We start from the raw sequence: 21,998 nt of genomic DNA on the forward strand, positions 1-21,998 counted from the left end.
AAGCACTGCACCTCCACTAAAATTGATAAAATAACGGCAGAAGCTCCCTCGCCTGAGGGAGCTCTCCTAATCTATATTACACACGAATACCTTTTAACACCCAGGTCTGCGGGTGCGTAATCTTCACATTGATAAAATCACCGGGCTGCTCATCCTGATGATTGAAAAGCACGATTTTATTCGTTCTCGTATGGCCTGTCCAGACGGATTCATCATTCTTGCTGGGGCCTTCGACCATAACTTCCATAACCGAATCGAGTAACGCCTGATTCTTCTCGAGGCTAATCTGATTCTGCACGGCCATCAAGGCGTTGAGCCGTTCCTTCTTCACATCATCATCCACCTGATTGTCCATGGTGGCTGCTGGCGTGCCGCTGCGCTTGGAGTAGATAAAGGTATAGGCCGAATCGTAACGGATTTCCTTTAAGAAATCCAGCATCTGCGCAAAATCGTCTTCCGTTTCGCCCGGGAAGCCCACAATAAGGTCCGTTGTAAGTGATGCCTGCGGCAAGCGGGCGCGGATTTTGCGCACGAGTTCCTTGTAACTTTCCACCGTATAAACACGGTTCATCGCCTTCAAGAGATGGTTGCTGCCATACTGTACCGGCAGATGGATATGCTCGCAAAGGTGCTCGCCCGTGGCAATGGCCTCAATCACTTCGTCGCTCAAATCCTTGGGATGAGAGGTCATAAAGCGCACCCGCTTAATGCCTTCCACCTTGTCCACCATCTTTAAGAGTTCGGCAAAGGTCGCAAGCTTATGGTCCTTGCCGTAAGAGTTGACGTTCTGGCCTAGCAAGGTGACTTCCTTATAGCCCTGTGCCACAGCCTGCTCGACTTCCTTCACCACATCTTCGGGACGGCGGCTACGCTCACGGCCGCGCACATAGGGCACAATGCAGTAGGTGCAGAAGTTGTTGCAGCCATACATGATGGGAATCCAGGCCGACAGCTTGCCATCACGGGCTACGCGGAGGTCTTCGGCGATAGCCGGTGCCGTCTTGGCATCCAGTTCCGTATTGACCACATGACCGTGTTCGCGTTCAATTTCCTGCACGACTGAGTTGAGTTCATGCACCTTGCCCGTACCGAGCACAAAGTCGATATGCGGTGCCCGCTTGATGAGCTTATCGCTCTCCTTTTGGGCCATGCAGCCGGTGATACCGAAAATCAGCTGCGGATTCTTGCGCTTGATGTTCTTGATTTCCCCGATTTTGCCATAGACCTTGTCCTCCGCCGTTTCACGCACGGCACAGGTATTGATGATGAGAAGGTCCGCATCTTCCATCGGCGCATCATCGGCGAGGCGCTCATAGCCGATATCAGCCAGCTGTCCTGCCATGCGTTCGGCGTCAGCCACGTTCATCTGGCAGCCATAAACCAAAAATTTGACATAGCGCTGGGCTTTGCCATTTATTATCTTCATACTTCTATGTTCATTCCTTTTGCAAAATATAACTCGATATATTATTGTAGCAAAAGCAGGTCAATTTGTCCATGGAGGATTTGACCCTCTATTTCCGCAATGCTATAATAGATTTTATTCTATTCTTGCAAATTTTAAGGAGCTATAACTATGAGTCTTGACGGCTTTTCCATGCGCCCTTTGGTTCAGGAGCTCAACAACGCCCTGGCCGGCGGCCGCATTGACAAGATAACCCAGCCCAACAAGCAGTCCATCGTGCTGTCCATCCGTCAGCCGGGACATAATCAGCAGCTGCATATCAGCATCAATTCCCAGAATCCTGCCGCCCATCTCATGGCTAAGACTTTAGAAAATCCGCCGGAACCGCCGGTGTTCTGCATGGTGCTCAGAAAACAGCTCGAAACGGGCCGCATTGCCGGTTTCCGCCAGCACGGCCTCGACCGCATCATTCTGATGGATGTGGACTCCATCGCCGCCGGTGGCCGGATTGTCACCAAGACATTGGTCATGGAGCTTATGGGCAAGTACAGCAACATCATCCTCGTTCAGGACGGCACCATCATCGACGCCCTGCGCAAAATCGGCACCAACAGCAGCCGGGTGCGCACGGTGCTGCCCGGTGATAAATATGAACTCCCGCCGGGACAGGACAAGCTGGACTTATTCACGAGCCCCCTGCCGGAGGTCATGGAGCGCATCCGCAATACCGACAGCGAGGAACGGCTCGACAAGGCCATCTTGGGCGCCTGCATGGGCTTTGGCCCGGTTTCGGCCAAGGAAACCTGCTTCGGTGCAGGCCTTGCGCCGAGCACCCGCCTGCACGAGCTCGAAGATGTGGACTATGAATCCCTGTCTGCAGCTTTAGCCGAAATCCGGGATGCCGCCCAGGAGGAACATCCCCAGCCCGTCATCCTGATGGACCAGAACCAGAAAATCCTCGCCATGGCCTCCTTCCCCCTGCACTATCTGCCGCAGGCCGTCACGTTGGAATTTCCCACCGTCAGCGCCATGCTCGAAAAGGCCAGTGCCCTCTCCGGCAGCTATGTGCTGCCGGACAAGGACCGCTTCAAGAAACTCGTGAAAAACGAACTGCACCGGGCCGAAAACAAGCTCGTGAAACTGGATGAGGAAATCGCCGCCGCCGAAAATGCCGAGGAATACAAAATCCGCGGCGATAACCTCATGACCTATCAGTATCAGTACAACGACCACGAGGATGCCGCCATCACGGTAGTCAACATTTACAGCGAAACCGGGGAGGAAATCACCATTCCGCTCGACCAGCGCTTCACCATCATTCAGAACATGCAGCTCTGCTACAAGAAGTACGACAAGCTCAAGCGGGCGCAGGAACTCTTGCAGGTACAGCGTCAAGAATGTGAGGCGGCCATCGCCTATCTCGAAAGCATTGAAGCATCGCTTTTGGCCTCCTCCAGCCTTGGAGAAATCGCCGAAATCCATAACGAGCTCGTAGAAGGCGGCTACCTGCGGGAGAAGCTCAAGCGCAAGAACAACGACAAGCCCTCCCATCCCTTCCGCTTCACGGCGCCCGACGGCACGCAGATTCTCGTGGGCAAGAACAACTACCAGAACGACAAGCTCACCTGCAAGACCGCCAGCTTTAACGACACCTGGTTCCATACGCAGAACATTCCCGGCTCCCATGTCATCCTGCGCAATGGCGGCGAAGAAATCAGCGAAGAGACCCTGCTGCTCACCGCCCAGATAGCGGCGCATTTCAGCAAGGCCCAGGGTTCGTCCAAAGTTCCCGTGGACTACACGGAAATCCGCTACGTGAAAAAGCCCTCCGGCAGCAAGCCCGGCTTCGTCATCTTCACCAATCAAAAAACCCTGTACATCACACCGGACGAGCAGGAGCTGGCGCCGATTTTAGCACAGGATTCTCAATAATCTCTAATAAAATGTCCCCGAAAAAAAGGATTTTTCCGGGGACATCGCGAATAATACATCTTAGGTTACCAATCAATGTGCGCTTAAGGAACTTCCCCTTTATGCAGTTAGTTCCCCAAAGCGCAAGGCGTTCCCCTTCTGCAAGCGATGTGGCATTTGCCACATCGCCTTTTTTATGCTCTTAACGGGCAAAGCGGGACTTTAAGAGCAGGGTCACAAAGAAAATCAGCGCGGAGAGCACCACGATGGTAGCACCGGCAGCCATATTGCAGTAGTAGGCCAGGAGCAGCCCGCTGATGCCGGCCGTCAGGGCAATGGCCACCGACAGGAGCTGATAGCTTTTCACCGTATTGGTCACATTGCGGGCCGCTGCCGCGGGCAAGACCAGCAGGGCATTGATAATCAGAATGCCCACCCACTGGATACTCACGGAAACCACCACGGCCAGCAGTGCCGCAAAGAGACTCTCGACCCAGAAGGTGCTGATGCCCCGGCTGCGGGCAAAAGCGGAGTTAATGGAAAGCACCAGCAGACGGTTAAAGAGTACCGCCCAGCCAAGGAGCACGACGGCCACCACGACGAGCAGCCCCTGCAAATCCTCCACGGTGATGCTCAGCACATCGCCAATCAGAAAGGACGAAAACTTATTAAAGCCCCCGCCCCGGCTCATAATCATAAGGCCCAAGGCAATGGCCGTGGACGAAAAGACGCCAATAATCGTATCCGTGGAAGCTGTGCTCTTGTTCTTGATATAGGTGATGAACACCGCAAAGGCCACGGAAAAAATAATCAGAGAAAACAGCGGCGACACCGAACCGAGCAGCACGCCGATGGCAATACCGGTAAAGGCACCATGTCCCAAGGAATCGGAAAAGAAGGCCATGCGGTTTGAAACCACCATGGTACTCAACAGGCCAAAGAGCGGCGTAATGCACAAAATGGCTAGAAAGGCATGCTTCATAAAGGTATAGGCCGCCCAATCAAAGGGCAAGAGCGTATCCATCAGACTGTAAATCATTTCCATCATTTATCCGCCTCCTGGTTAAATCCTGCCAGCAGGCCAAAAATCTGCCGCGTCCGCGCATCGGCAAATACTTCCTCCGGCGTGCCGCTGTTGACAATACCCTTGTTCAACAGCACGACCTGGTCGGCGTGTTTGGCCACCATATTGAGGTCATGGGAGATGAGCAGGATGGCCATGTCCTCCTGCTCCCGCAGTTCCGCCAGTATCTCATAGAAAAGTTCCAAACCATTCTGGTCCACGCCGGACACCGGCTCATCAAGCAGCAATAAATCCGGCAGCGGGTCAAGCGCCAATGCCAGCAGCACCCGCTGCAATTCCCCGCCGGACAGAGCACCTAAGCGCCGGTCAATCAGATGTTCCGCCCGGACCCGCGCCAGATTTTTGAGCACCCGGGGCCGCAGTTTCCGGCCGGAGGTCAGCCACACGGGCTTATCCGTCAGACAGGCCAGAAAGATATCCATGACGCTGATGGGCGCGCTCACATCAAAATTCAGATACTGGGGCACATAGCCGATAATCGGCTGCCCTGTGCGCCGCCCGTCAGCCGCCGCATAATGGAGATTTCCCTTATGGGGAATCTCACCCAAGATGGCCTTAAGCAGGGTGCTCTTGCCGGCACCATTAGGGCCAATCAAAGCCGTCAGCTGGCCGCAATGCAGATGCAGATTCACATCCTCAAAAATGGTCAGGCTGCCCACCTTGACACTGAAATTTTCGATTTTCGTGCAGCAGAGCTTGGCACAGTCGCTGCATGAACTTGCTTTATGGTGCATGATATTTCGAAACACTTTTATCGCTCCATTAACATAATCTTCTCCGGCGGGAAATAAAGATAGAGTACCGCCGGTTCCTTAAGGCGGCGCCATTCCTCCTTGGAAAGCTCCCAGCGCAAAGGGCGCGCCTCGGTTCCCTGACGCCGCAGCATCACAAGATAGGAAAACACATCTTCGACCACATTGACCACGTCCATCGCAAAGGTATTTTCCTGCATCTTCGGCTTAATTTCCATAAAATGGGCCCGGATTGCGGCGTAGCGGAGATTTTCCGGCACCTGACCTGCCACCTGCAGTTCCAGCTGCCAGTCCTCCGCATAAATTCTATCCGCTGCCAGCCTGCGGGCTGCCGATACATTCTTGCAGCCCGTAAGGAGAGTTGCCGCTAAAGTGTCCGGACTTTGGAACAGCCCCTGCTTGGTATGCACCGCCTCCATCTTTCCCTGATTGATGACGGCAATTCTATTAGCCAGGCGGTAGACCTCTCCGCGGTCATGGGACACCAATAGCGCCGCGCCATGGTAGTCCTGCAGCACAGCCGTAAGTTCCATTTCCAGCTGCCATTTCAGATAGCTATCCAGCGCCGAAAAGGGCTCATCGAGCAGCAGCAGTTCATTGTCCGCTGCCAGAATTCTGGCCAGGGCTGCCCGCTGCTGCTGGCCCCCGGAAAGCTCATGGGGATAAGCTCCCGCCAGGCCCCCCAGCTTAAACCGGGCCAGATTCTCTGCCGTCCTGCGCTGTTTTTCCGCACGGCTGCCGCCAGCCACAAAGGCGATATTTTCCGCCACGGTCATGTTGGGAAAGAGCGCATAATTCTGGAAGAGATAGCCCACCCTGCGCTGCTGTGGTTTTAAGTTTATGCCCGCTTCGCTGTCGTAGAGTACGCGGCCGTTGAGCACAATCCTGCCCTTGTCCGGTTTTTCCAAACCCGCAATACATTTCAGCGTCATGCTCTTGCCGCAGCCCGAAGCCCCCAGCAGGGCGAACACCTCATCACGCAGGGAAAAATCGGCCTGCAGGGTGAAATTGCGCAGCTGTTTTTCGATATTCACCGTCAGCTCCATAAGGCCCCTCCCTTCGTCTGCCGAGCCAGCCACCAGTTCAGCAGCAGGACAAAGAACAGCGAAAAGGCCACGATAATCACAGCCCACTGTCCGGCCAAATCGTAGTCATTGGCCTGCACAGCAGCATAGATGGCCGTGCTCATGGTCTGGGTTACGCCGGGAATATTGCCGGCAAACATAATGGTGGCCCCAAATTCCCCTAAGGCGCGGGTAAAGGATAGTACCAGCCCGGCCAGAATTCCGCCCCGGGCATTGGGCAGCAGGATATGCCAGAAGATGCGCCAGTCAGATACGCCAAGGGTGCGGGCCGCACTGATGATATTGGGGTCGAGCTGTTCAAACGCACCTCTGGCCGTGCGGTACATCAGCGGCAAAGACACCACAATGGCCGCAATAACCGCCGCCTTCCAGGTAAAGACCAGATTGATATCGAACTGCAATAAAAACTTCCCAATGACACTGCGCTTGCCTAACAGCAGCAGCAGGAAAAAGCCCACCACGGTAGGCGGCAGCACCATAGGCAACGTAATAACGGCATCAGCCAGCCCCTGAAAACGGCGCATACGCACCACCAGCAGGGCCAGGCCAATGCCGAGAAAGAACGTTGCCACCGTTGCCGCCCCTGCCGTCTGCAAGGTGATAATCAGCGGTGACCATTCCATTTATTTTACCTCAAAACCATATTTTGCAAATAACTTCTTATTATCATCATTGCCCACAAAGTTCAAAAAATCTTTGGCTGCCTCCGGATGCTTGCTGTCCTTCAGCATGGCAGCCGGATAAACAATGGGCTTATGACTGCCTGCCGGGGCCTTCGCTGCCACCCTGACTTTTTTCGACACCGCTGCATCCGTAGCATAGACCACGCCGCAGTCCGCATCACCGGTTTCCACCCAGGAAAGCACCTGGCGCACATCGGAACCATAGACGGCCCGCCCCTTTATGGCCTCAAGTATGCCCAGTGAGGTAAATACTTCCTCCGCATACTGGCCCACAGGCACACCCTTAGGTTCTCCTAAGGCAATATGCTGAATATCCGCCCGGGTCAGCTCCTTAAAATCCTGCAAGGACTTGCCGCCCTCTGCAGGCACAATCAGCACCACTTCATTGATGAGCAAATCCCTGCGGGTTCCCTCGGCCAGCAGCCCATCCTTTTCCAAGGCATTCATCTGCTTCTGGGCCGCCGAGAAGAATAAATCCGTTTGACCGCCGTTCTGGATGGCCTGCTGCAGGGCACCGGAACTGCCAAAGTTAAAGACCACTTTGACATGGGGATGTTCCTTTTCGTAAGCAGCCGCTATCTCCTGCATTACATCGGTAAGACTGGCTGCCGCTGCCACATGCAATTCCACATTCCTGTCTTTCTGCTCCGGCCGGGCCTGCTCACTACCGCAGCCCACAGTTAGCAGGGATAGTGCTGCCACTATCCAGACCAAAACTTTTTTCATTTGTCTTCAGCTCCTTTTCAAATGAGGAAGGTGCGGCAATTTCTCGCCACGCCCTGAGAACGCTCTGCGTTCTGGCTCAATATCATAGCCCAAAGGCCTTAGATATTTTTGCTCGGAAACTACAGACATTATAGCAGAAAAAAATTGACAGGTCAAAATTGACCTGTCAATTCTTATTACTTATGATGATTTCAGCGTAGATAATCGTCTTCGTCCACGCCCCGCAAGCGGCGGTTAATGGAACTCAATCCACGGTAGATGGTGGTAACATCGAGCTCATCGCCCCGTTTTTCCATGTACTTCTCCAGCTTGCGCTTCACACGCTGCAAAGCGTTATCGATGGATTTGACATGGCGGTGCAAGTCCTCAGCAATCTCCTGGTAGCTCTTGCCATCCAGATAACTCATAAGCACCTTCCACTCCAAATCGGAGAGGATTTCTTCCATCTTCTTTTCAATGTCCACGAATTCTTCCCGGCTGATAACGAGTTCCTCCGGGTCTGTTACCTTCACCCCCGACAGCACATCCAGCAGGGTTCTGTCCGAATCCTCATCATAGATGGGCTTGTTGAGAGAGATATACGAATTCAGTGGAATATGCTTCTGCCGGGTGGCCGTCTTGATGGCAGTGATAATCTGCCGGGTCACACACAGCTCTGCAAATGCCCGGAAGGACGACAGCTTGTCATTGCGAAAATCCCGAATCGCTTTGTAAAAGCCAATCATGCCCTCCTGAATGATGTCCTCACGGTCTGCCCCAATCAAAAAATACGAACGAGCCTTAGCGCGCACGAAATTACGATACTTGTTAATCAAGTAATCGAGTGCCGCCTTGTCGTTGTTGTCTTTGATTGCGAGCAGAATATCTTCATCCGTTAGTTTGGCGAATTCACTGTAGATTTCTTCGACGAATAAATCTTCGGTAGTTTGTTCTGCTTCCATCGCACGTTCCCCTTTACTGAAAACTTCCCCAGTTTTCACTTTCTTACAATCCCCTAATACGACTTGATTATAACTCTATTCCCTTGCCAAAGTCAAGAAAGGTTTCGGGACTCAAGTCCCTATAATACATATTCCCCAATATGTATTCAATTTTTCTTGGCTAAACGCTGACGCATGGATTCATACATCAGAATAGAGCCTGCCACCGAAGCATTGAGGGAGTTAATTTTGCCGACCATGGGCATCTTGACGATAAAATCGCACTGTTCCTTGGTAAGACGGCCCATGCCCTTGCCTTCGCTGCCCACCACGAGAACCAGCGGTCCCGTAAGGTCAGCCTCATAATAATTCTGGCTGCCGTCCATATCGGCACCGGCCACCCAAAAGCCTTTTTCCTTCAACGCTTTCAGCGTCTGGGAGATGTTGCCGATACGGGCCACTGGCACGTATTCTACGGCCCCGGCCGAAGTCTTGGCCACCGTGGCCGTAAGTGGCACACTGCGGCGTTTGGGAATCAGCACACCATGAACGCCTGTTGCGTCAGCTGTACGCAGCAGGGCGCCAAGATTATGCGGGTCTTCGAGTTCATCGAGCAAGAGCAGGAAGGGCGGCTCCCCAGCAGCCTCTGCCTTGGCTAAGATATCTTCAAGTTCGGCATAGGCCACAGGTGCTACATAGGCCAGTACACCCTGGTGGCGCAAACCGCCAGCGATGGATTCAATCTTGCTGCGTTCCACAAACTGCAGAATGATGCCGCGCTCCTTGGCCAGAGCTGTGATTTCACTGACCTGACCTTCGCGGTCGCCGTCAGCCAGCAGAATCTTGTTGATGCCACGGCCAGCGCGCAGGGCTTCGGTCACGGCATTGCGGCCAATCAGCACATCTTCGGGCAGTTCCCGCTGGTTTTGGCCGTCCTGATTTTTGCGGGCTTCCTGGGCTAGTACCTGACTGGTCAATTTTTGACGGGTCAAATTTTCCCGATTTGCCCGCTCTGTGTAAGCATTTTTCCGGGTTCCTTCGCGCCCCGTTTTCTTGTTGTCGCGTTTTTTATTGCGCGTTACATCTTTTTTGTTATCGTTTTTCATTGTTTTATTCTTTCTCCCGCAGTTTCAGCATTTCACTGAGCTTGCCGCAGGTCATGGCCCCTTCCGGGCAGCGGCCGGTGTTGACACAGCTGGCCCCGGCATTGAAGAACAGGGTCGGTGCCACCTTCTTGGCTTCGGCCAACATCTTGTAAGCCATGTCCCGAATTTCCCACTGGGCCCGGTTGCAGCAGCGCAGATTGAAAAAGTGCATGAGGCTGCGGGCATTCATGGTCACGAGAATCTTCGTCTCCGTGGCATTGGCCAGCACATAGCGGGCATCTTCCTTGGGCACGCCCATTTCCGTCAGTTCGTCATAGGTCTTGCGGATTTCCTCGAGCAATGCTTCATATTTAGCCAAAGCTTCCGGCTTTTCCGCAATGGAGGGCGGCGTGATGTACTGGAAGCCATGCGCAGCCACATAGCGCTGGGACTGCTGGTCATAGGAAGCGATGCGGTGACGCACGAGCTGATGGGTCAGCACACGGCTCACACCTTCAATGCCGAAGGTGAAGCTGGCGTGTTCGAGGGTGGAGCCATGGCCCAAAGCCACCATGCGGCGCACCATTTCCTTAACCTTCTCATCGCTTAATTTTTCCGCCAGTTCCTCTGCACCGCTGGCGGAATAACAGAGGCGGGCAGCCATAGCCACCGCCCGCTCCGGCTCCGGCGTATAATTTAAGAGTTTTACTTTAATCATGATTTCTTCTCCCGAATTTCCTTCATCATAGCCTGGGATATAATCTGGAAAGACATTTCCGCAATCTCATAGAGCCGTTCATTCTGCTCCGAAAGATAGAGACTGCCCAGCAGGGCCTCAAAACCGGTACTGGCATGGTACTCAGCAACAGAGGCACTGCGCGGAGCATGGCTCTTGGCATTGCGGCCCCGGCGATAAATGGCCTTCTCCTCCTCGGTCAGCTTGTCCTCGATACCCTGATAGGCTTTGGCCTGCCAGACCGCCGAAACCATCTGGGCGCTGAAGGAGTGCAGGGCCTGTACCTTGGCCTGCTCGTAGGACAGCAGGCGGGTACGCATATAGAGATGGAAGTAAGCATCCCCCACATAGGCAAGCACCAACGGGTGAAGCTGCTTTACATCCACATCTTTGTAACGCTGGAGTATGCCCCCGTCGCCGTCCGGCTGGAACATCATTTCCACCAGCATCTTAAAATGGTCAAACTTCATGCCTTTTTCCACCGTACTCCATTGGGGGTATCTTCGAGGATTACCCCAGCTTCTTTGAGCTCATCGCGAATCTTGTCCGCTAAAGCCCAGTTCTTTTCCTTGCGGGCATCCTGACGGATGTTGATGATTAAGTCCATGAGCTTATTTGCCAGTTCATCATCAGCGGCTTCATCCTGCTCGAAGATGCCGATAATGCCCGTCATGAGCTTGTAACTTTCTGCCACCTTGGCAAAGTTTTCGCTGTCGAAAGCTATGCCCTTGTTCATGACATCCTGATAGTAGATGTTGATGTCCTTGGACAGGGCAAAAATCTGGCTGATAGCCAGAGCCGTGTTGAAGTCATCATCCATGGCCTCATGGAATTCCTTGACGTAACCGGCAGCCTTTTCCGCCAAATCCTTAGCCGTATCGCTAGAACCGGTCTTGGCCAGCAGTTCGTCCATAAAGCCCTTGGACTGCGCCAGACGATTGAGGCTGGTCTGTGCTTCCTTGAGGCGCTCGTCGCTGAAATCCAGTGGGCTTCTGTAATGGGTCTGCAGGATGAAGAAACGCACGACTTCGCCCGGATATTCGGCGAGGATATCCTTAACCGTGAAGAAGTTATTCTTGGACTTGGACATCTTCTCGTTGTGAATCGTGATAAAGCCGTTGTGGAGCCAATACTGGGCAAAACTGTGTTCATCCCCAATGCAGGCTTGGCTCTGGGCAATCTCATTTTCATGATGCGGGAAGATAAGGTCGCTGCCGCCGCCATGGAAGTCAAACTTCTCACCGAGGTATTTCAAAGACATCGTGGAGCACTCGATATGCCAGCCCGGACGGCCTTTTCCCCAGGGGCTGTCCCAGCTCGGTTCGCCGGGCTTGGCTGCCTTCCAGAGGGCGAAGTCCATGGGATGTTCCTTGCGCTCGTCCACATCAATACGGGCACCAGCCTGCATATCCTCGAGCTTGCGGCCGCTCAGCTTGCCATAACCGGCAAATTTTTCCACGCGATAGAACACATCCCCATTATCCACAGCATAGGCATAACCCTTGTCCACGAGTTTCTGCACCATAGCGATGATGTCGGGAATGGTTTCGCTGACGCGCGGATAAATATCCGCACGCTTGACATTAAGCGCATCCATAGCCTTGAAATAGGCGTCAATATAGCGGCCGGAAATGTCGCTCCACTTCACACCTTCTTCATTGGCCGTACGAATAATCTTGTCATCCACATCCGTGAAGTTCTGGATATAACGCACCTTATAGCCTTTATGGGCCAGATAGCGGCGAATCACGTCCCAGGTCACAAAGGGACGGGCATTGCCGATATGGGGATGGTTATAGGGCGTAACACCGCAGCAGTAAATGCTGGCCTCGCCCTCTTTCAAGGGTTTGAACTCTTCCTTACTGCGGCTCATGGTATTGTAAACTTTTAACATTGAGATTCTCCTTTAGTTCAGGCCTTTTCGATACCTGCCACCGCATAGGCGGAGATACCTTCCTCACTGCCGGTAAAGCCCAGCTTTTCCTCAGTGGTGGCCTTCACGTTCACCTGGTCTAATTCAATCCCCAGCACACGGGCGATATTCTCGTTCATCTGGGGAATAAAATCCTTCATCTTGGGCTTCTGGGCTACAATCGTAGCATCCACATTGCCGGTGACATAACCTTTTTCCTTGATGAGCTCTGCCACATGGGCCAGAAGCTTCATGCTGTCAGCCCCCTTGAATCTGGGGTCCGTATCGGGGAAATGACGGCCAATATCACCTAAAGCCGCCGCCCCGAGCAGCGCATCTGCCACCGCATGGAGCAGTACATCTGCATCGGAATGGCCCAGCAGGCCCAATGTATGGGGAATTTCCACCCCGCCGATAATGAGCTTACGGCCTTCCACCAGACGGTGAACATCGTAGCCCATACCAAATCTAGTCATTATTCTGCCTCCTTTAGCCAAGCCTCACGCGCAGTCTTAGCCGCAGCCTGCAGGCTGCGGGCCTCGTCCTCTGCCGTACACTTCAGGAACGCTTCTGCCACCAGCAAATCCTCCGGGGTGGTCACTTTGATGTTGCGGTAATCGCTCTGCACCACCGCCACAGGAGCACCGATACGCTCCACGAGGCTGGCGTCATCCGTCCCCAAGAAGTTATCGGCCACAGCCGCTTCATTGGCCTTTATCAGAATGTCCTTGCGGAACCCCTGCGGCGTCTGCACTTCCCAAAGGGTGCTGCGCGGCGGTGTATCCACTACGAGACCTTCCGCATCCACCACCTTGATGGTGTTCTTCGCCGGCACCGCGGCAATGGCCCCGCCCTTAGCGCGAGCCGTATCAATCACAGCCTGAATGGTCTTGACGGTCACCAACGGCCGGGCCGCATCATGCACCAGTACCACATCAGCAGCCGCTGCAACCTGCTGCAGGCCGTTGTAGATGGAATACTGCCGTTCACTGCCGCCAGCCACTACCTGAAAAGGCTTTAAGCCGCTGACCTTTTGCAGCTGCCCTTCCACTGCCGTGACTTCATCAGCTGCCACCACGACGATAAGCTCGCCCACTTCTTCCACTGCGGAGAAGATCTTTAAGGTGCGCACTAAGATAGGCTCTCCCCCTAAGGTCAAGAGCACTTTATTTATACCAGCCTGCATTCGTTTTCCCTGCCCGGCGGCGGGGAAAATAACACTGACCATGCAATCACTCCTAAGAAATTAAGCCTTCCCTCCGAGGGGAAGGCTCTGTTCATTAATTTTTCGGCTTGGCAAAAATCATTCTGCCTGCCGCCGTCTGCAGGGCAGAGGTCACTTCCACTTCGATGTTTTCGCCCATATAGCGATTGCCGTTTTCCACGACAATCATGGTGCCATCTTCGAGATAGGCAACCCCCTGGCCTGCCTCCTTGCCGGATTTCACGATGCTTACCTGCATATTCTCACCCGGAATAACCACGGGCTTCACCGCATTGGACAGGGCGTTGATATTGAGTACCTCCACGCCTCTGAGCTGAGCCACTTTGTTGAGGTTGAAATCATTGGTGATGATTTTGCCCCCGACCTGTTGGGCCAGCTGCACCAGTTTGGAATCCACTTCGGGGATATCCTCGAAATCTTCCTCGGTGATTTTTACCTTCATGCGGCTTTCCTGACGGATTTTCTGCAGGATATCCAGCCCGCGCCGTCCGCGTACCCGCTTCAAGGCATCTGCCGAATCGGCAATATGCTGCAATTCCTCCAGCACAAACACCGGAATCAACAGCGTGCCTTCCAAAAAGCCCGTTTCACAGATGTCGGCAATGCGGCCATCGATAATCACGCTGGTATCCAGCAGCTTATAGCTGGGCTGTTCGTTTTTTTCCACTGCCGGCGCCTTTGGCGCTGCTGCCTGCTTAGCTTCCCGGATTTTGACCATTTCCTTCATGAATTTCGGGATAAAGTCAAAAATGCCCACCAGTTCCGAGCGCTTTTTAATCATGATATGAATACCAAGGTAGCCCAGCACAATGCTGAACACAACGGGGATATACTCGCCCACCACGGGAATCTTGGAGAAAGCATACCCCAGCAAATTTGCAATAATGAGTCCGATAAGTAAACCAATAGCACCAGCCACCACATCATGCGTAGGCATTTTGTTGAGCTGGGCCTCCACAAACACGGCAAAGCCTTTGAGCTTGCGGATAAAGAAGGGAGATAACAGGAACCCCAGAACGGCACCGGCTCCGGCACCAAAGAGTATGCTCAAAAAACCTGCCAGTGACAGTTTGAAAATCCCCATCTCCGTTTTCAGTATCTCCGTACTGATGAAAGAGGTCAATAGCGGCGTGGCCATATTGAGAAGTGCCCCACCGGCAATAGCCAGCAAAAGGATAATGAAAAAACGTAAAACACGGTCTAACATACATTCACCCCCTTTCTTAATGATATACTTGCATAACTTTAAGTATAGTAAATTTTCCCCGCCTATGTCAACGCTAAAGGGGTCACGAGCACAAAGATTTCCTCGTAAAAAAAGAAGGACAGCCAACGAACATCAGCCATCCGAGAATTTAATTTTAGGAATTATTGGCCGCCAGGATGTCATCCATCCAGACTTCCACTTCCGCCGGACTCTTGTCACAAGCGTAAACGAGTTCGCTGACCACTATCTGCCGGGCCAAATCGAGCAGCCTGCGCTCACCTGCTGAAATGCGCCGCTCCCGTTCCTGCACAACCAAGTTGCGCGTCACTGCCGCCGCATCACAGATATCGCCGGACTTCAACCGTTCCAGATTCGTATGATACCGCCGGTTCCAGGTGCCCATCAGCCGCTCAGGCTCGTCCTCAAGCACATCACGCACCTCGTCCACCCGGGCTTCCGGAATCACATCCCGCAGTCCAATATTTTCTGCCTTGTCTGCGGGAATCATCACCTTCATATCCCCCAACGGCATCTGCAGAACATAATAGGACCTGCCTTCACCTAGTACCTCGCATTTTTCGATACCGGATATTACCCCGGCACCATGCATTGGATAGACCACCTTATCACCAATTTGTAACAAGCACCCACCCCCTAAGCAATAACGAATAATAGGAAGACCGTAGCACACTATTATCATTTTAGCACAAAATAATAATTTTTTCAAAAATTATTACAGGGGGGCTTGACTTGCTGGATGCACCCCTGTTATCTCATTTCTTCGTCTTCTTATCTTTGGACTTATCGCCGATGATATCCTTGGAGAGAACAGCTTTCTCTTTCACATCCTTGGGCACCATCAGTTTGGATTTAGCCTTCGGCGTCAGGAATACGGTATACTCTTTCAAATCGCTGTAATAAGCAACGGTCTGCAGAATATCTTCGAGCAGCGGATTACCCTGAACCGCATTGTCTTCGAGAACTGCTTTGGCGGTTTCCTGAACCACACCCGTGAGATTCGTGCTCTCGGTCACAGTCTGCCAGGTGGTCTTGTCCACCGTCCACATGTAGCTGATTTCTGCGCGGCGAATGCCCTTGTCCAGATACTTCATCACATTCTTCTGGAATTCTGCATCATCGGCCGTGCCCTTGTCTGCAGGATTGGCCTTATTATAGGCGGCCACTGCATCTGCTACCTTATTGCTGTCCAATTTCACGAACATGGTGCGCTCGGTGTTGGACTCCCGCACCACCTTCACGTCCTTCACCATGGCAATCGTCTCAGCAATTTCCTTGCTGTTTGGCGTGGCAATCGCATCGGTAAGAACAGCGGCCAGACTCGGTGCCTCAAATTTTTCCCACTTCTTGCCCATCTTGTAATAGATGGTCATATTCTTCTTGTCCTGTTCGATGAAGAAGGGGACCTTTTCCGTCAGGGTGCCGCCATCTGCATCATGGAACAGTACATCAAAAGCACCGGCCATACACCAGCCATTTTTTTGATGCTGCGCCATGACATCGAGCTTGGCCTGCCCGGAAGGCACAAAGAAGCTGATGTTCTCACGCATGATGCGGGTATCCTGCGTGACCGGTTTGGTCAGCGCCTCCCGAAAGGCTGCCATATCATCAGCGGCGGCCGCCGGGGCAAAATAGGAACAGCCACAGACCATGGCGCCCAGCAAGGCCCGGGAACCGATTTTGAAGAGTTTGTTCATAATCTTCCCTCTTTCCTTAAACGACTTTCACATTGTCCATGGCTATTTAATTCTACTTTTTTTGCCAAAAACCTTTATATTTTTCTGCCGTCAGCCTGCAAAGGCTTATTTATAGATGCGCTTTTCGATGGCTTGGGCCGTTGCCGTAGTGGCCAGGCCCCCTTCACTCGTCTCGCGCAGGCTCTTGGGCAGCGCCTTGCCGATACGATTCATTGCATCGATGACCTCATCCACCGGGATGACGGATTCAATCCCTGCCAGCGTCATATCCGCCGCCAGCATAGCTTCAATAGCGGCAAAGCCGTTGCGCTTCACGCAGGGAACTTCCACCAGCCCGGCCACCGGGTCGCAGACCAATCCCAAAAGATTCTTGATGGACAGGGCCACGGCGTTGCCGATTTGCGCAGGCGTTCCTCCGGCAAGTTCCACCAGAGCACCAGCGGCCATGCCTGCGGCTGTGCCGCATTCTGCCTGACAGCCACCCGCTGCCCCGGCAATGCTGGCGTTCTGGTCAACCACCATGCCAATGCCTGCCGCAGTGAAAAGCGCCTTGACAATATCTTCATCCGCCAGCTTTCGCTCCATTTTCGCCGCGTAGAGCGCCGCCGGCACAATGCCGCAGGAACCTGCCGTCGGACAGGCCACAATCCGGCCCATTACGGCGTTGACCTCACTGATGCCCACAGCGTAAGCGGCGGCTTTGAGCACCTCATCCCCCATATAGCCTTTACCGGCATAATGGTAGAGTTTCTTGGCATCACCGCCCGTAAGACCGCTAAGGGATTTTTCCGTATTGCTGATGCCCCGCTCAATGGAGGCCTGCATGACCTGCCAATTAGCCTCCATCGCCGCAATGATTTCGACCCTTGTCTTTTGACTGTCATGAATTTCCCGCTGAATCACGATTTCATGAAGGGGACAGTGCTGCTCCTCCGCTCTGTCCACCATTTCCTGTATGGTATTGAAGTTTAACATAGCTTCCTAACTCTCCTAAGACTCAAATGGCCGGAATGGCAAAAGCGTATTGCACATTAGCCGCCTGCTGGCATTCGTTGATGACTTCCGGCGTGGGTTCCTCATCCAATTCCATAATCATCATGGCGGTTTCGCCTCGGTTCTGGCGGGACACACGCATAAAGGCGATGTTCACGGCCGCATGGGCCAGAATCTGCGTGACCTTGGTGATAACCCCCGGACAGTCATGGTGAATTGTAATCAACGCCGGATATTGACCGGTCAGTTCCACGTTATAGCCATCGATATTGGAAATCATGATGTTGCCGCCGCCTACCGAAGCACCGCGCACTCTGGCCATGCGGCCGGACTTGCCCACCAGATAGATGACCGCCGTATTGGGATGGGCTTCCTCCAAATTCACTGTCTGGAAGCTGAATTCCAGGCCTGTGCCAGATGCGATATTCAGAGCATCCCGGATGCGCTCATCCTCCGGAGCAAAGCCTAAGATGCCCGCAATCAGGGCCTTATCCGTACCATGACCCCGATAGGTGCGGGCAAAGGAGCCATGCAGATTGATTTCCGCCCGCACGGCTTCCTCGCCTAAAATCTTCCGGGCCATTAGCCCCAAGCGCACCGCTCCTGCCGTATGGGAGCTGGAAGGGCCAATCATCACCGGCCCGACGATATCAAATACTCCGTGCATAATGTTTCCTTCCTTACGTGAAAAAAAGCCTTCCCTTCTGGGGAAGGCTTAATGTTTTTACTGAATCAGCCCATGGTTGCGCAGGGCATCTTCCAGCTGTTTTTCGTGCTGGGGTTCCATTTCTGAGAGAGGCATGCGCAGGGGGCCGGCGTTATAGCCCAACTTGCGCATCGCGACCTTAACGGGAATGGGGTTGACCTCGCAGAACAGTGCGTCGATGAGGTCTGCGTATTCCACCTGCAGCTTTTCTGCTTTCTTGGTGTCACCGTCAAAGAAGGCCTGGCACATATCATGGGTCTGCTGCGGTGCCACATTGGAAAGCACGGAGATTACGCCCTGACCGCCCAGAGAAAGAATCGGCACAATCTGGTCGTCGTTGCCGGAATAAATCACCAGGTCGTTGCCCACAGCGGCGCGCAGGCGCAGAATCTTGGACAGGTCACCATTGGCTTCCTTCACAGCCACGATGTTGGGATGCTTAGCCAGTTCCACATAAGTAGAAGTAGCAATGGCAACCCCGGTACGGGAAGGTACATCATAGAGGATGATGGGGATATTCACCGCATCGGCAATAGCCGTGTAATGAGCAATCAGCCCCTTCTGGGTGCATTTGTTGTAATACGGCGTTACCACCAGCAGGGCATCCGCGCCCACACTTTCCGCGTATTTCGAAAGCTCCACTGCATAGCTGGTTTCGTTGGAGCCAGTACCTGCGATGACAGGAATCCGTCCCTTCACATGGTCTACGGCAAACTTAATGGCAGCACGGTGTTCCTCGTCGCTCATGGTAGCGGATTCACCAGTGGTACCCGTAATGATGATGGCATCCGTATGCTTCTCTATCTGGTCATCAATAATCCGGCCCAGTTCTTCAAAGTTAATGCCATCTTCCGTATACGGAGTGATGATTGCTACACCTGCGCCACGAAAAATCGGTTTTTTCATGAAAAAGCCTCCCCTGCGAGTCATATAACCCGTTCATTGCTCATCTAATTTTAACTGTCTTTAATTATCACATTAAACCGTGGTAAAGTCAACGCCCCTGATACACTTCCTGCAAAATCATCAGGCGCTGACAGCAGCCATAGCCTGCTTCACCACATCAGCCGGCACATCATTGCGGCAGATGACCTGACCGATTTTCTTCATCAGCACCCAGGTCACCTTGCCCCCGACCGTTTTTTTGTCGTGGAAAATATCACCGTACATGCCATCCACTGTTACACCACCGGCCTGCAAGGGCAGCTTGTAGGCGGCCACGAGCTTTTTGACACGTTCAAAGGCTTCGTCATCAATGAGTCCCAGCTGGCGGCTGATATGGACAGCGCCAATCATGCCGGTGGCTACAGCTTCGCCATGATTGTAGCGCACATACTCCGTCTCCTTCTCAATGGCGTGGCCAATGGTATGTCCAAAGTTCAAAATGCGGCGCAGGCCTGCTTCCTTCTCGTCCTCACTGACCACGGCCGCCTTGATTTCACAGGAGCGCGCAATCATATGCACCAGGGCTTTCGGCTCCAGGGAGAGTACCTGTTCCTTGTTCTCCTCCAAAAATGCAAAGAAATCCGCATCATAAATGATGCCGTATTTGATGATTTCCCCAAGCCCCGTATAAATTTCCCGCGGGGGCAGCGTCTTCATGCAGTTGAGTTCCATAAAGACCGCCTGCGGCTGGTAGAAGGCCCCGATGAGGTTCTTGCCCAATTCGTGGTTCACCGCCACCTTGCCGCCTACGCTGGAATCCACCTGCGCGAGCAAACTTGTCGGCAGCTGTACAAAGGGCACGCCCCGCATGTAGGTGGCCGCCACAAAACCGGCCAAGTCACCGACCACACCGCCGCCTAAAGCAAAGATGGGCGACTTGCGGTCCAGCCCCAATTCAATGGCGCGGGTGAACACCTCATTGGCCACCGTGAGATTCTTGGAGCTTTCCCCGGCAGGAATCTGCACCATGGTCACCGTAAGGCCTGTCTCGCTCAAAAGTTCCTGCACCTTTTTGCCGTAGAGAGGCCCCACATGCGTATCGGTGATGAGCAATGCCTTGGAACTATAACCAGCGCTCGTGACAAAATCCTTTATCTCCTGTTCAATGCCGTAACCGATGACGATATCGTAACTCTTTTCTCCTAAATCAACACGCACCTTACGCATGAAGTACACCTCTTGTCTTTAATGTCTTGGCGATGATTTCCACCACCTGCAGGGGAGACAGTTCACTCGTGTCCACGGCAAAATCCGCCTGCTTGTATAGTTCCGCCCGCTCGGCCAAAAGTTTTTCCACAGCCTGACGGCGGTCGCCCTTATCCTCTTTGTCCAGCACAGGACGGGTGCCCCGGTTCTGGGTCCGTTCCAGCACCGTGTCCGCATTGGCTTTTAGGCAGACCATGACGCCGCTCTTCTTCAAAGCCTCCACGTTGGCAGGATTTTTCACCGTACCGCCGCCCGTCGAAATCACCGCATTGCGGCGAGCTGAAAGTTTGAGTGCCAGCTCATGCTCCAACTTGCGGAAATGTTCTTCGCCGAACTTAGCAAAAATCTCCGGGATGCTCATGCCTGCTTCCTCTTCGATTTTCACATCCATATCAATAAAGGCACAGCCAAGCTTCTGGGCCAGCATCTTGCCGGTGCTGGTCTTGCCGGTGCCCATGAAGCCAATCAAAATGACATTACGCATGCGCGCACCAATCCTTTCCAATGCGCTTGTTGTAAGCAGCCATGGCCGCCTTCACATCCGTCAAGGCATCCCCGCCAAACTTTTCGCAGATGGCCTGCGCCACGACAAAAGCGGTCATGGCTTCCCCGACCACGGAAGCGGCAGACACGGCACAGGTATCGCTGCGCTCCTTGCAGGCCAGCACCGCCTCACGGCTTTCAATGTCAATGGACTTGAGCGGCGTCATCAGCGTGGGAATGGGCTTCATTGCCGCCCGCAGGACGATGTTCTCGCCATTGGTCATGCCGCCTTCGAGTCCGCCTGCGCGGTTGGTCTTTCTCTGCACGCGGCCATCCGCCAAAAAGATTTCATCATGAATTTGACTGCCGGGAAGGACGGCACATTCAAAACCTGCGCCAATCTCTACACCCTTGATAGCCTGAATGGACATCATCGCCGCAGACAAGCGCGCATCGAGTCTTCTATCCCATTGGATATGACTGCCGAGCCCCACAGGCGCACCCTGAACGATGACTTCAAAGATGCCCCCCAAGGTATCCCCGGCGGCCTTGGCCTCGTCAATGCGGGCCTTCATCTTAACTTCGGCCTCGCTGTCATAACAATTGAGCTCTGAGCCCACATCCTCACCAATTTTTGACATGTCAATTTTTGACATGTCAACTGCAACGCCGCCAATATTTACCACATGGGATACGACCTTAATGCCCAATTCCTGCAAAAAGGCCTTGCACACAGCGCCTACCGCCACCCGCATGGTGGTTTCCCGGGCACTGGAGCGCTCCAATATATCCCGCACATCCTGACGGTCGTATTTCAATATCCCCGTCAAATCCGCATGACCGGGACGGGCCGCCGTAACCTTTTCCCCTTCGGGCTCACCAAAAGCCGCCATGCGGCCATTCCAGTTGGCAAAATCCTTATTGATGACCTGCAGGGTCAGCGGGCCGCCCAGGGTTTCATTAAAACGCATCCCCGAGAGCACTTCCACCTTGTCCGTCTCTATCTTCATGCGGCCGCCCCGGCCATAGCCCTGCTGACGGCGGGCCAGTTCCTTATCGATGTCTTCCTTCTCCAGTTTCAGCCCTGCCGGCAGCCCTTCCAAAATCGCTGTCAGCCTTGGCCCATGGGATTCCCCCGCCGTCATAAAACGCAGTTCGCTCATACTATACACCTCATCGTAGCAAATTTTCACATTAATTTACATTTTAATGTATCATT

At 53.4% G+C, this 21,998-nt stretch carries 23 protein-coding genes and 1 riboswitch; of the genes, 1 reads left to right on the top strand and 22 read right to left on the bottom strand.

All coding sequences use genetic code 11. The features are described from left to right. Nucleotides 1-76: 76 nt before the first annotated feature. On the bottom strand, nucleotides 77-1,426 hold the full coding sequence (gene miaB, locus P157_RS0110890; RefSeq protein WP_026761012.1) for a tRNA (N6-isopentenyl adenosine(37)-C2)-methylthiotransferase MiaB: 1,350 nt from the start codon (nucleotides 1,424-1,426) through the stop codon (nucleotides 77-79). 150 nt (nucleotides 1,427-1,576) lie between these two features. Here miaB and P157_RS0110895 point away from each other — a divergent pair, with 150 nt between their 5' ends. Continuing rightward, nucleotides 1,577-3,337 carry an Rqc2 family fibronectin-binding protein gene (locus P157_RS0110895; RefSeq protein WP_026761013.1) on the top strand — a complete coding sequence of 587 codons (1,761 nt, stop codon included), beginning with the start codon at nucleotides 1,577-1,579 and terminating at the stop codon, nucleotides 3,335-3,337. Nucleotides 3,338-3,518: 181 nt separating this feature from the next. On the opposite strand, the gene P157_RS0110900 is transcribed toward P157_RS0110895, so the two are convergent. The 21 genes from P157_RS0110900 to aroC form a co-directional block, all read right to left on the bottom strand. After that, nucleotides 3,519-4,361 (bottom strand): metal ABC transporter permease, encoded by an 843-nt coding sequence (locus tag P157_RS0110900; RefSeq protein ID WP_026761014.1) that lies wholly within the window; start codon nucleotides 4,359-4,361, stop codon nucleotides 3,519-3,521. After that, nucleotides 4,361-5,149, bottom strand: coding sequence for a metal ABC transporter ATP-binding protein (locus P157_RS0110905; protein ID WP_026761015.1), 789 nt, complete (start codon nucleotides 5,147-5,149; stop codon nucleotides 4,361-4,363). The genes P157_RS0110900 and P157_RS0110905 overlap by 1 nt, the downstream gene beginning before the upstream one ends. A 2-nt stretch (nucleotides 5,150-5,151) precedes the next feature. Further along, a complete protein-coding gene (locus tag P157_RS0110910) occupies nucleotides 5,152-6,198 on the bottom strand; it encodes a sulfate/molybdate ABC transporter ATP-binding protein (protein WP_026761016.1) in 1,047 nt (348 codons plus the stop codon). After that, the gene (modB, locus tag P157_RS0110915) at nucleotides 6,189-6,860 is read right to left on the bottom strand and encodes a molybdate ABC transporter permease subunit (protein ID WP_026761017.1); all 672 of its coding nucleotides are present in this window, start codon (nucleotides 6,858-6,860) and stop codon (nucleotides 6,189-6,191) included. The genes P157_RS0110910 and modB overlap by 10 nt, the downstream gene beginning before the upstream one ends. Further along, entirely contained in the window at nucleotides 6,861-7,646 is a 786-nt protein-coding gene (gene modA, locus P157_RS0110920; RefSeq protein WP_026761018.1) for a molybdate ABC transporter substrate-binding protein, read from the bottom strand. Beyond that, nucleotides 7,642-7,776, bottom strand: a riboswitch (molybdenum cofactor riboswitch). It overlaps the preceding gene by 5 nt. Nucleotides 7,777-7,837: 61 nt before the next feature. Continuing rightward, a complete protein-coding gene (gene sigH, locus P157_RS0110925; RefSeq protein ID WP_026761019.1) occupies nucleotides 7,838-8,587 on the bottom strand; it encodes an RNA polymerase sporulation sigma factor SigH in 750 nt (249 codons plus the stop codon). Nucleotides 8,588-8,733: 146 nt separating this feature from the next. Continuing rightward, a complete protein-coding gene (gene rlmB / locus P157_RS0110930; RefSeq protein ID WP_230578479.1) occupies nucleotides 8,734-9,672 on the bottom strand; it encodes a 23S rRNA (guanosine(2251)-2'-O)-methyltransferase RlmB in 939 nt (312 codons plus the stop codon). 4 nt (nucleotides 9,673-9,676) lie between these two features. Then, nucleotides 9,677-10,369, bottom strand: coding sequence for an FAD-dependent thymidylate synthase (gene thyX / locus P157_RS0110935; protein WP_037355560.1), 693 nt, complete (start codon nucleotides 10,367-10,369; stop codon nucleotides 9,677-9,679). Beyond that, the gene (locus P157_RS0110940; RefSeq protein WP_026761022.1) at nucleotides 10,366-10,857 is read right to left on the bottom strand and encodes a Mini-ribonuclease 3; all 492 of its coding nucleotides are present in this window, start codon (nucleotides 10,855-10,857) and stop codon (nucleotides 10,366-10,368) included. Before P157_RS0110940 ends, thyX begins: the two co-directional genes overlap by 4 nt. After that, nucleotides 10,854-12,281: a cysteine--tRNA ligase gene (cysS, locus tag P157_RS0110945; RefSeq protein ID WP_026761023.1), complete on the bottom strand. Its 1,428-nt coding sequence runs from the start codon at nucleotides 12,279-12,281 to the stop codon at nucleotides 10,854-10,856. Before cysS ends, P157_RS0110940 begins: the two co-directional genes overlap by 4 nt. A gap of 17 nt (nucleotides 12,282-12,298) precedes the next feature. After that, nucleotides 12,299-12,775, bottom strand: coding sequence for a 2-C-methyl-D-erythritol 2,4-cyclodiphosphate synthase (gene ispF, locus P157_RS0110950; RefSeq protein WP_026761024.1), 477 nt, complete (start codon nucleotides 12,773-12,775; stop codon nucleotides 12,299-12,301). Next, nucleotides 12,775-13,527, bottom strand: coding sequence for a 2-C-methyl-D-erythritol 4-phosphate cytidylyltransferase (gene ispD, locus P157_RS0110955; protein WP_026761025.1), 753 nt, complete (start codon nucleotides 13,525-13,527; stop codon nucleotides 12,775-12,777). Before ispD ends, ispF begins: the two co-directional genes overlap by 1 nt. A gap of 52 nt (nucleotides 13,528-13,579) precedes the next feature. Continuing rightward, the gene (locus P157_RS0110960; protein WP_026761026.1) at nucleotides 13,580-14,731 is read right to left on the bottom strand and encodes a PIN/TRAM domain-containing protein; all 1,152 of its coding nucleotides are present in this window, start codon (nucleotides 14,729-14,731) and stop codon (nucleotides 13,580-13,582) included. Between the two features lie 154 nt (nucleotides 14,732-14,885). Then, a complete protein-coding gene (locus tag P157_RS0110965) occupies nucleotides 14,886-15,374 on the bottom strand; it encodes a CarD family transcriptional regulator (protein ID WP_026761027.1) in 489 nt (162 codons plus the stop codon). 130 nt (nucleotides 15,375-15,504) lie between these two features. Further along, entirely contained in the window at nucleotides 15,505-16,446 is a 942-nt protein-coding gene (locus P157_RS0110970) for a hypothetical protein (protein ID WP_026761028.1), read from the bottom strand. 105 nt (nucleotides 16,447-16,551) lie between these two features. Next, a complete protein-coding gene (gene sdaAA, locus P157_RS0110975; protein WP_026761029.1) occupies nucleotides 16,552-17,421 on the bottom strand; it encodes an L-serine ammonia-lyase, iron-sulfur-dependent, subunit alpha in 870 nt (289 codons plus the stop codon). Nucleotides 17,422-17,443: 22 nt separating this feature from the next. Continuing rightward, on the bottom strand, nucleotides 17,444-18,106 hold the full coding sequence (gene sdaAB, locus P157_RS0110980) for an L-serine ammonia-lyase, iron-sulfur-dependent subunit beta (RefSeq protein ID WP_026761030.1): 663 nt from the start codon (nucleotides 18,104-18,106) through the stop codon (nucleotides 17,444-17,446). Between the two features lie 57 nt (nucleotides 18,107-18,163). Continuing rightward, nucleotides 18,164-19,051 carry a 4-hydroxy-tetrahydrodipicolinate synthase gene (gene dapA / locus P157_RS0110985; protein ID WP_026761031.1) on the bottom strand — a complete coding sequence of 296 codons (888 nt, stop codon included), beginning with the start codon at nucleotides 19,049-19,051 and terminating at the stop codon, nucleotides 18,164-18,166. 120 nt (nucleotides 19,052-19,171) lie between these two features. Then, entirely contained in the window at nucleotides 19,172-20,257 is a 1,086-nt protein-coding gene (gene aroB, locus P157_RS0110990; protein ID WP_026761032.1) for a 3-dehydroquinate synthase, read from the bottom strand. Further along, entirely contained in the window at nucleotides 20,250-20,780 is a 531-nt protein-coding gene (locus tag P157_RS0110995; RefSeq protein ID WP_026761033.1) for a shikimate kinase, read from the bottom strand. The genes aroB and P157_RS0110995 overlap by 8 nt, the downstream gene beginning before the upstream one ends. Further along, complete coding sequence (gene aroC, locus P157_RS0111000) at nucleotides 20,773-21,942, bottom strand: chorismate synthase (protein WP_026761034.1); 1,170 nt, start codon at nucleotides 21,940-21,942, stop codon at nucleotides 20,773-20,775. The genes P157_RS0110995 and aroC overlap by 8 nt, the downstream gene beginning before the upstream one ends. Nucleotides 21,943-21,998: the final 56 nt, after the last annotated feature.

Source organism: Selenomonas ruminantium AC2024, from assembly GCF_000687995.1.
Taxonomy (GTDB): Bacteria; Bacillota; Negativicutes; order Selenomonadales; family Selenomonadaceae; genus Selenomonas_A; species Selenomonas_A ruminantium_B.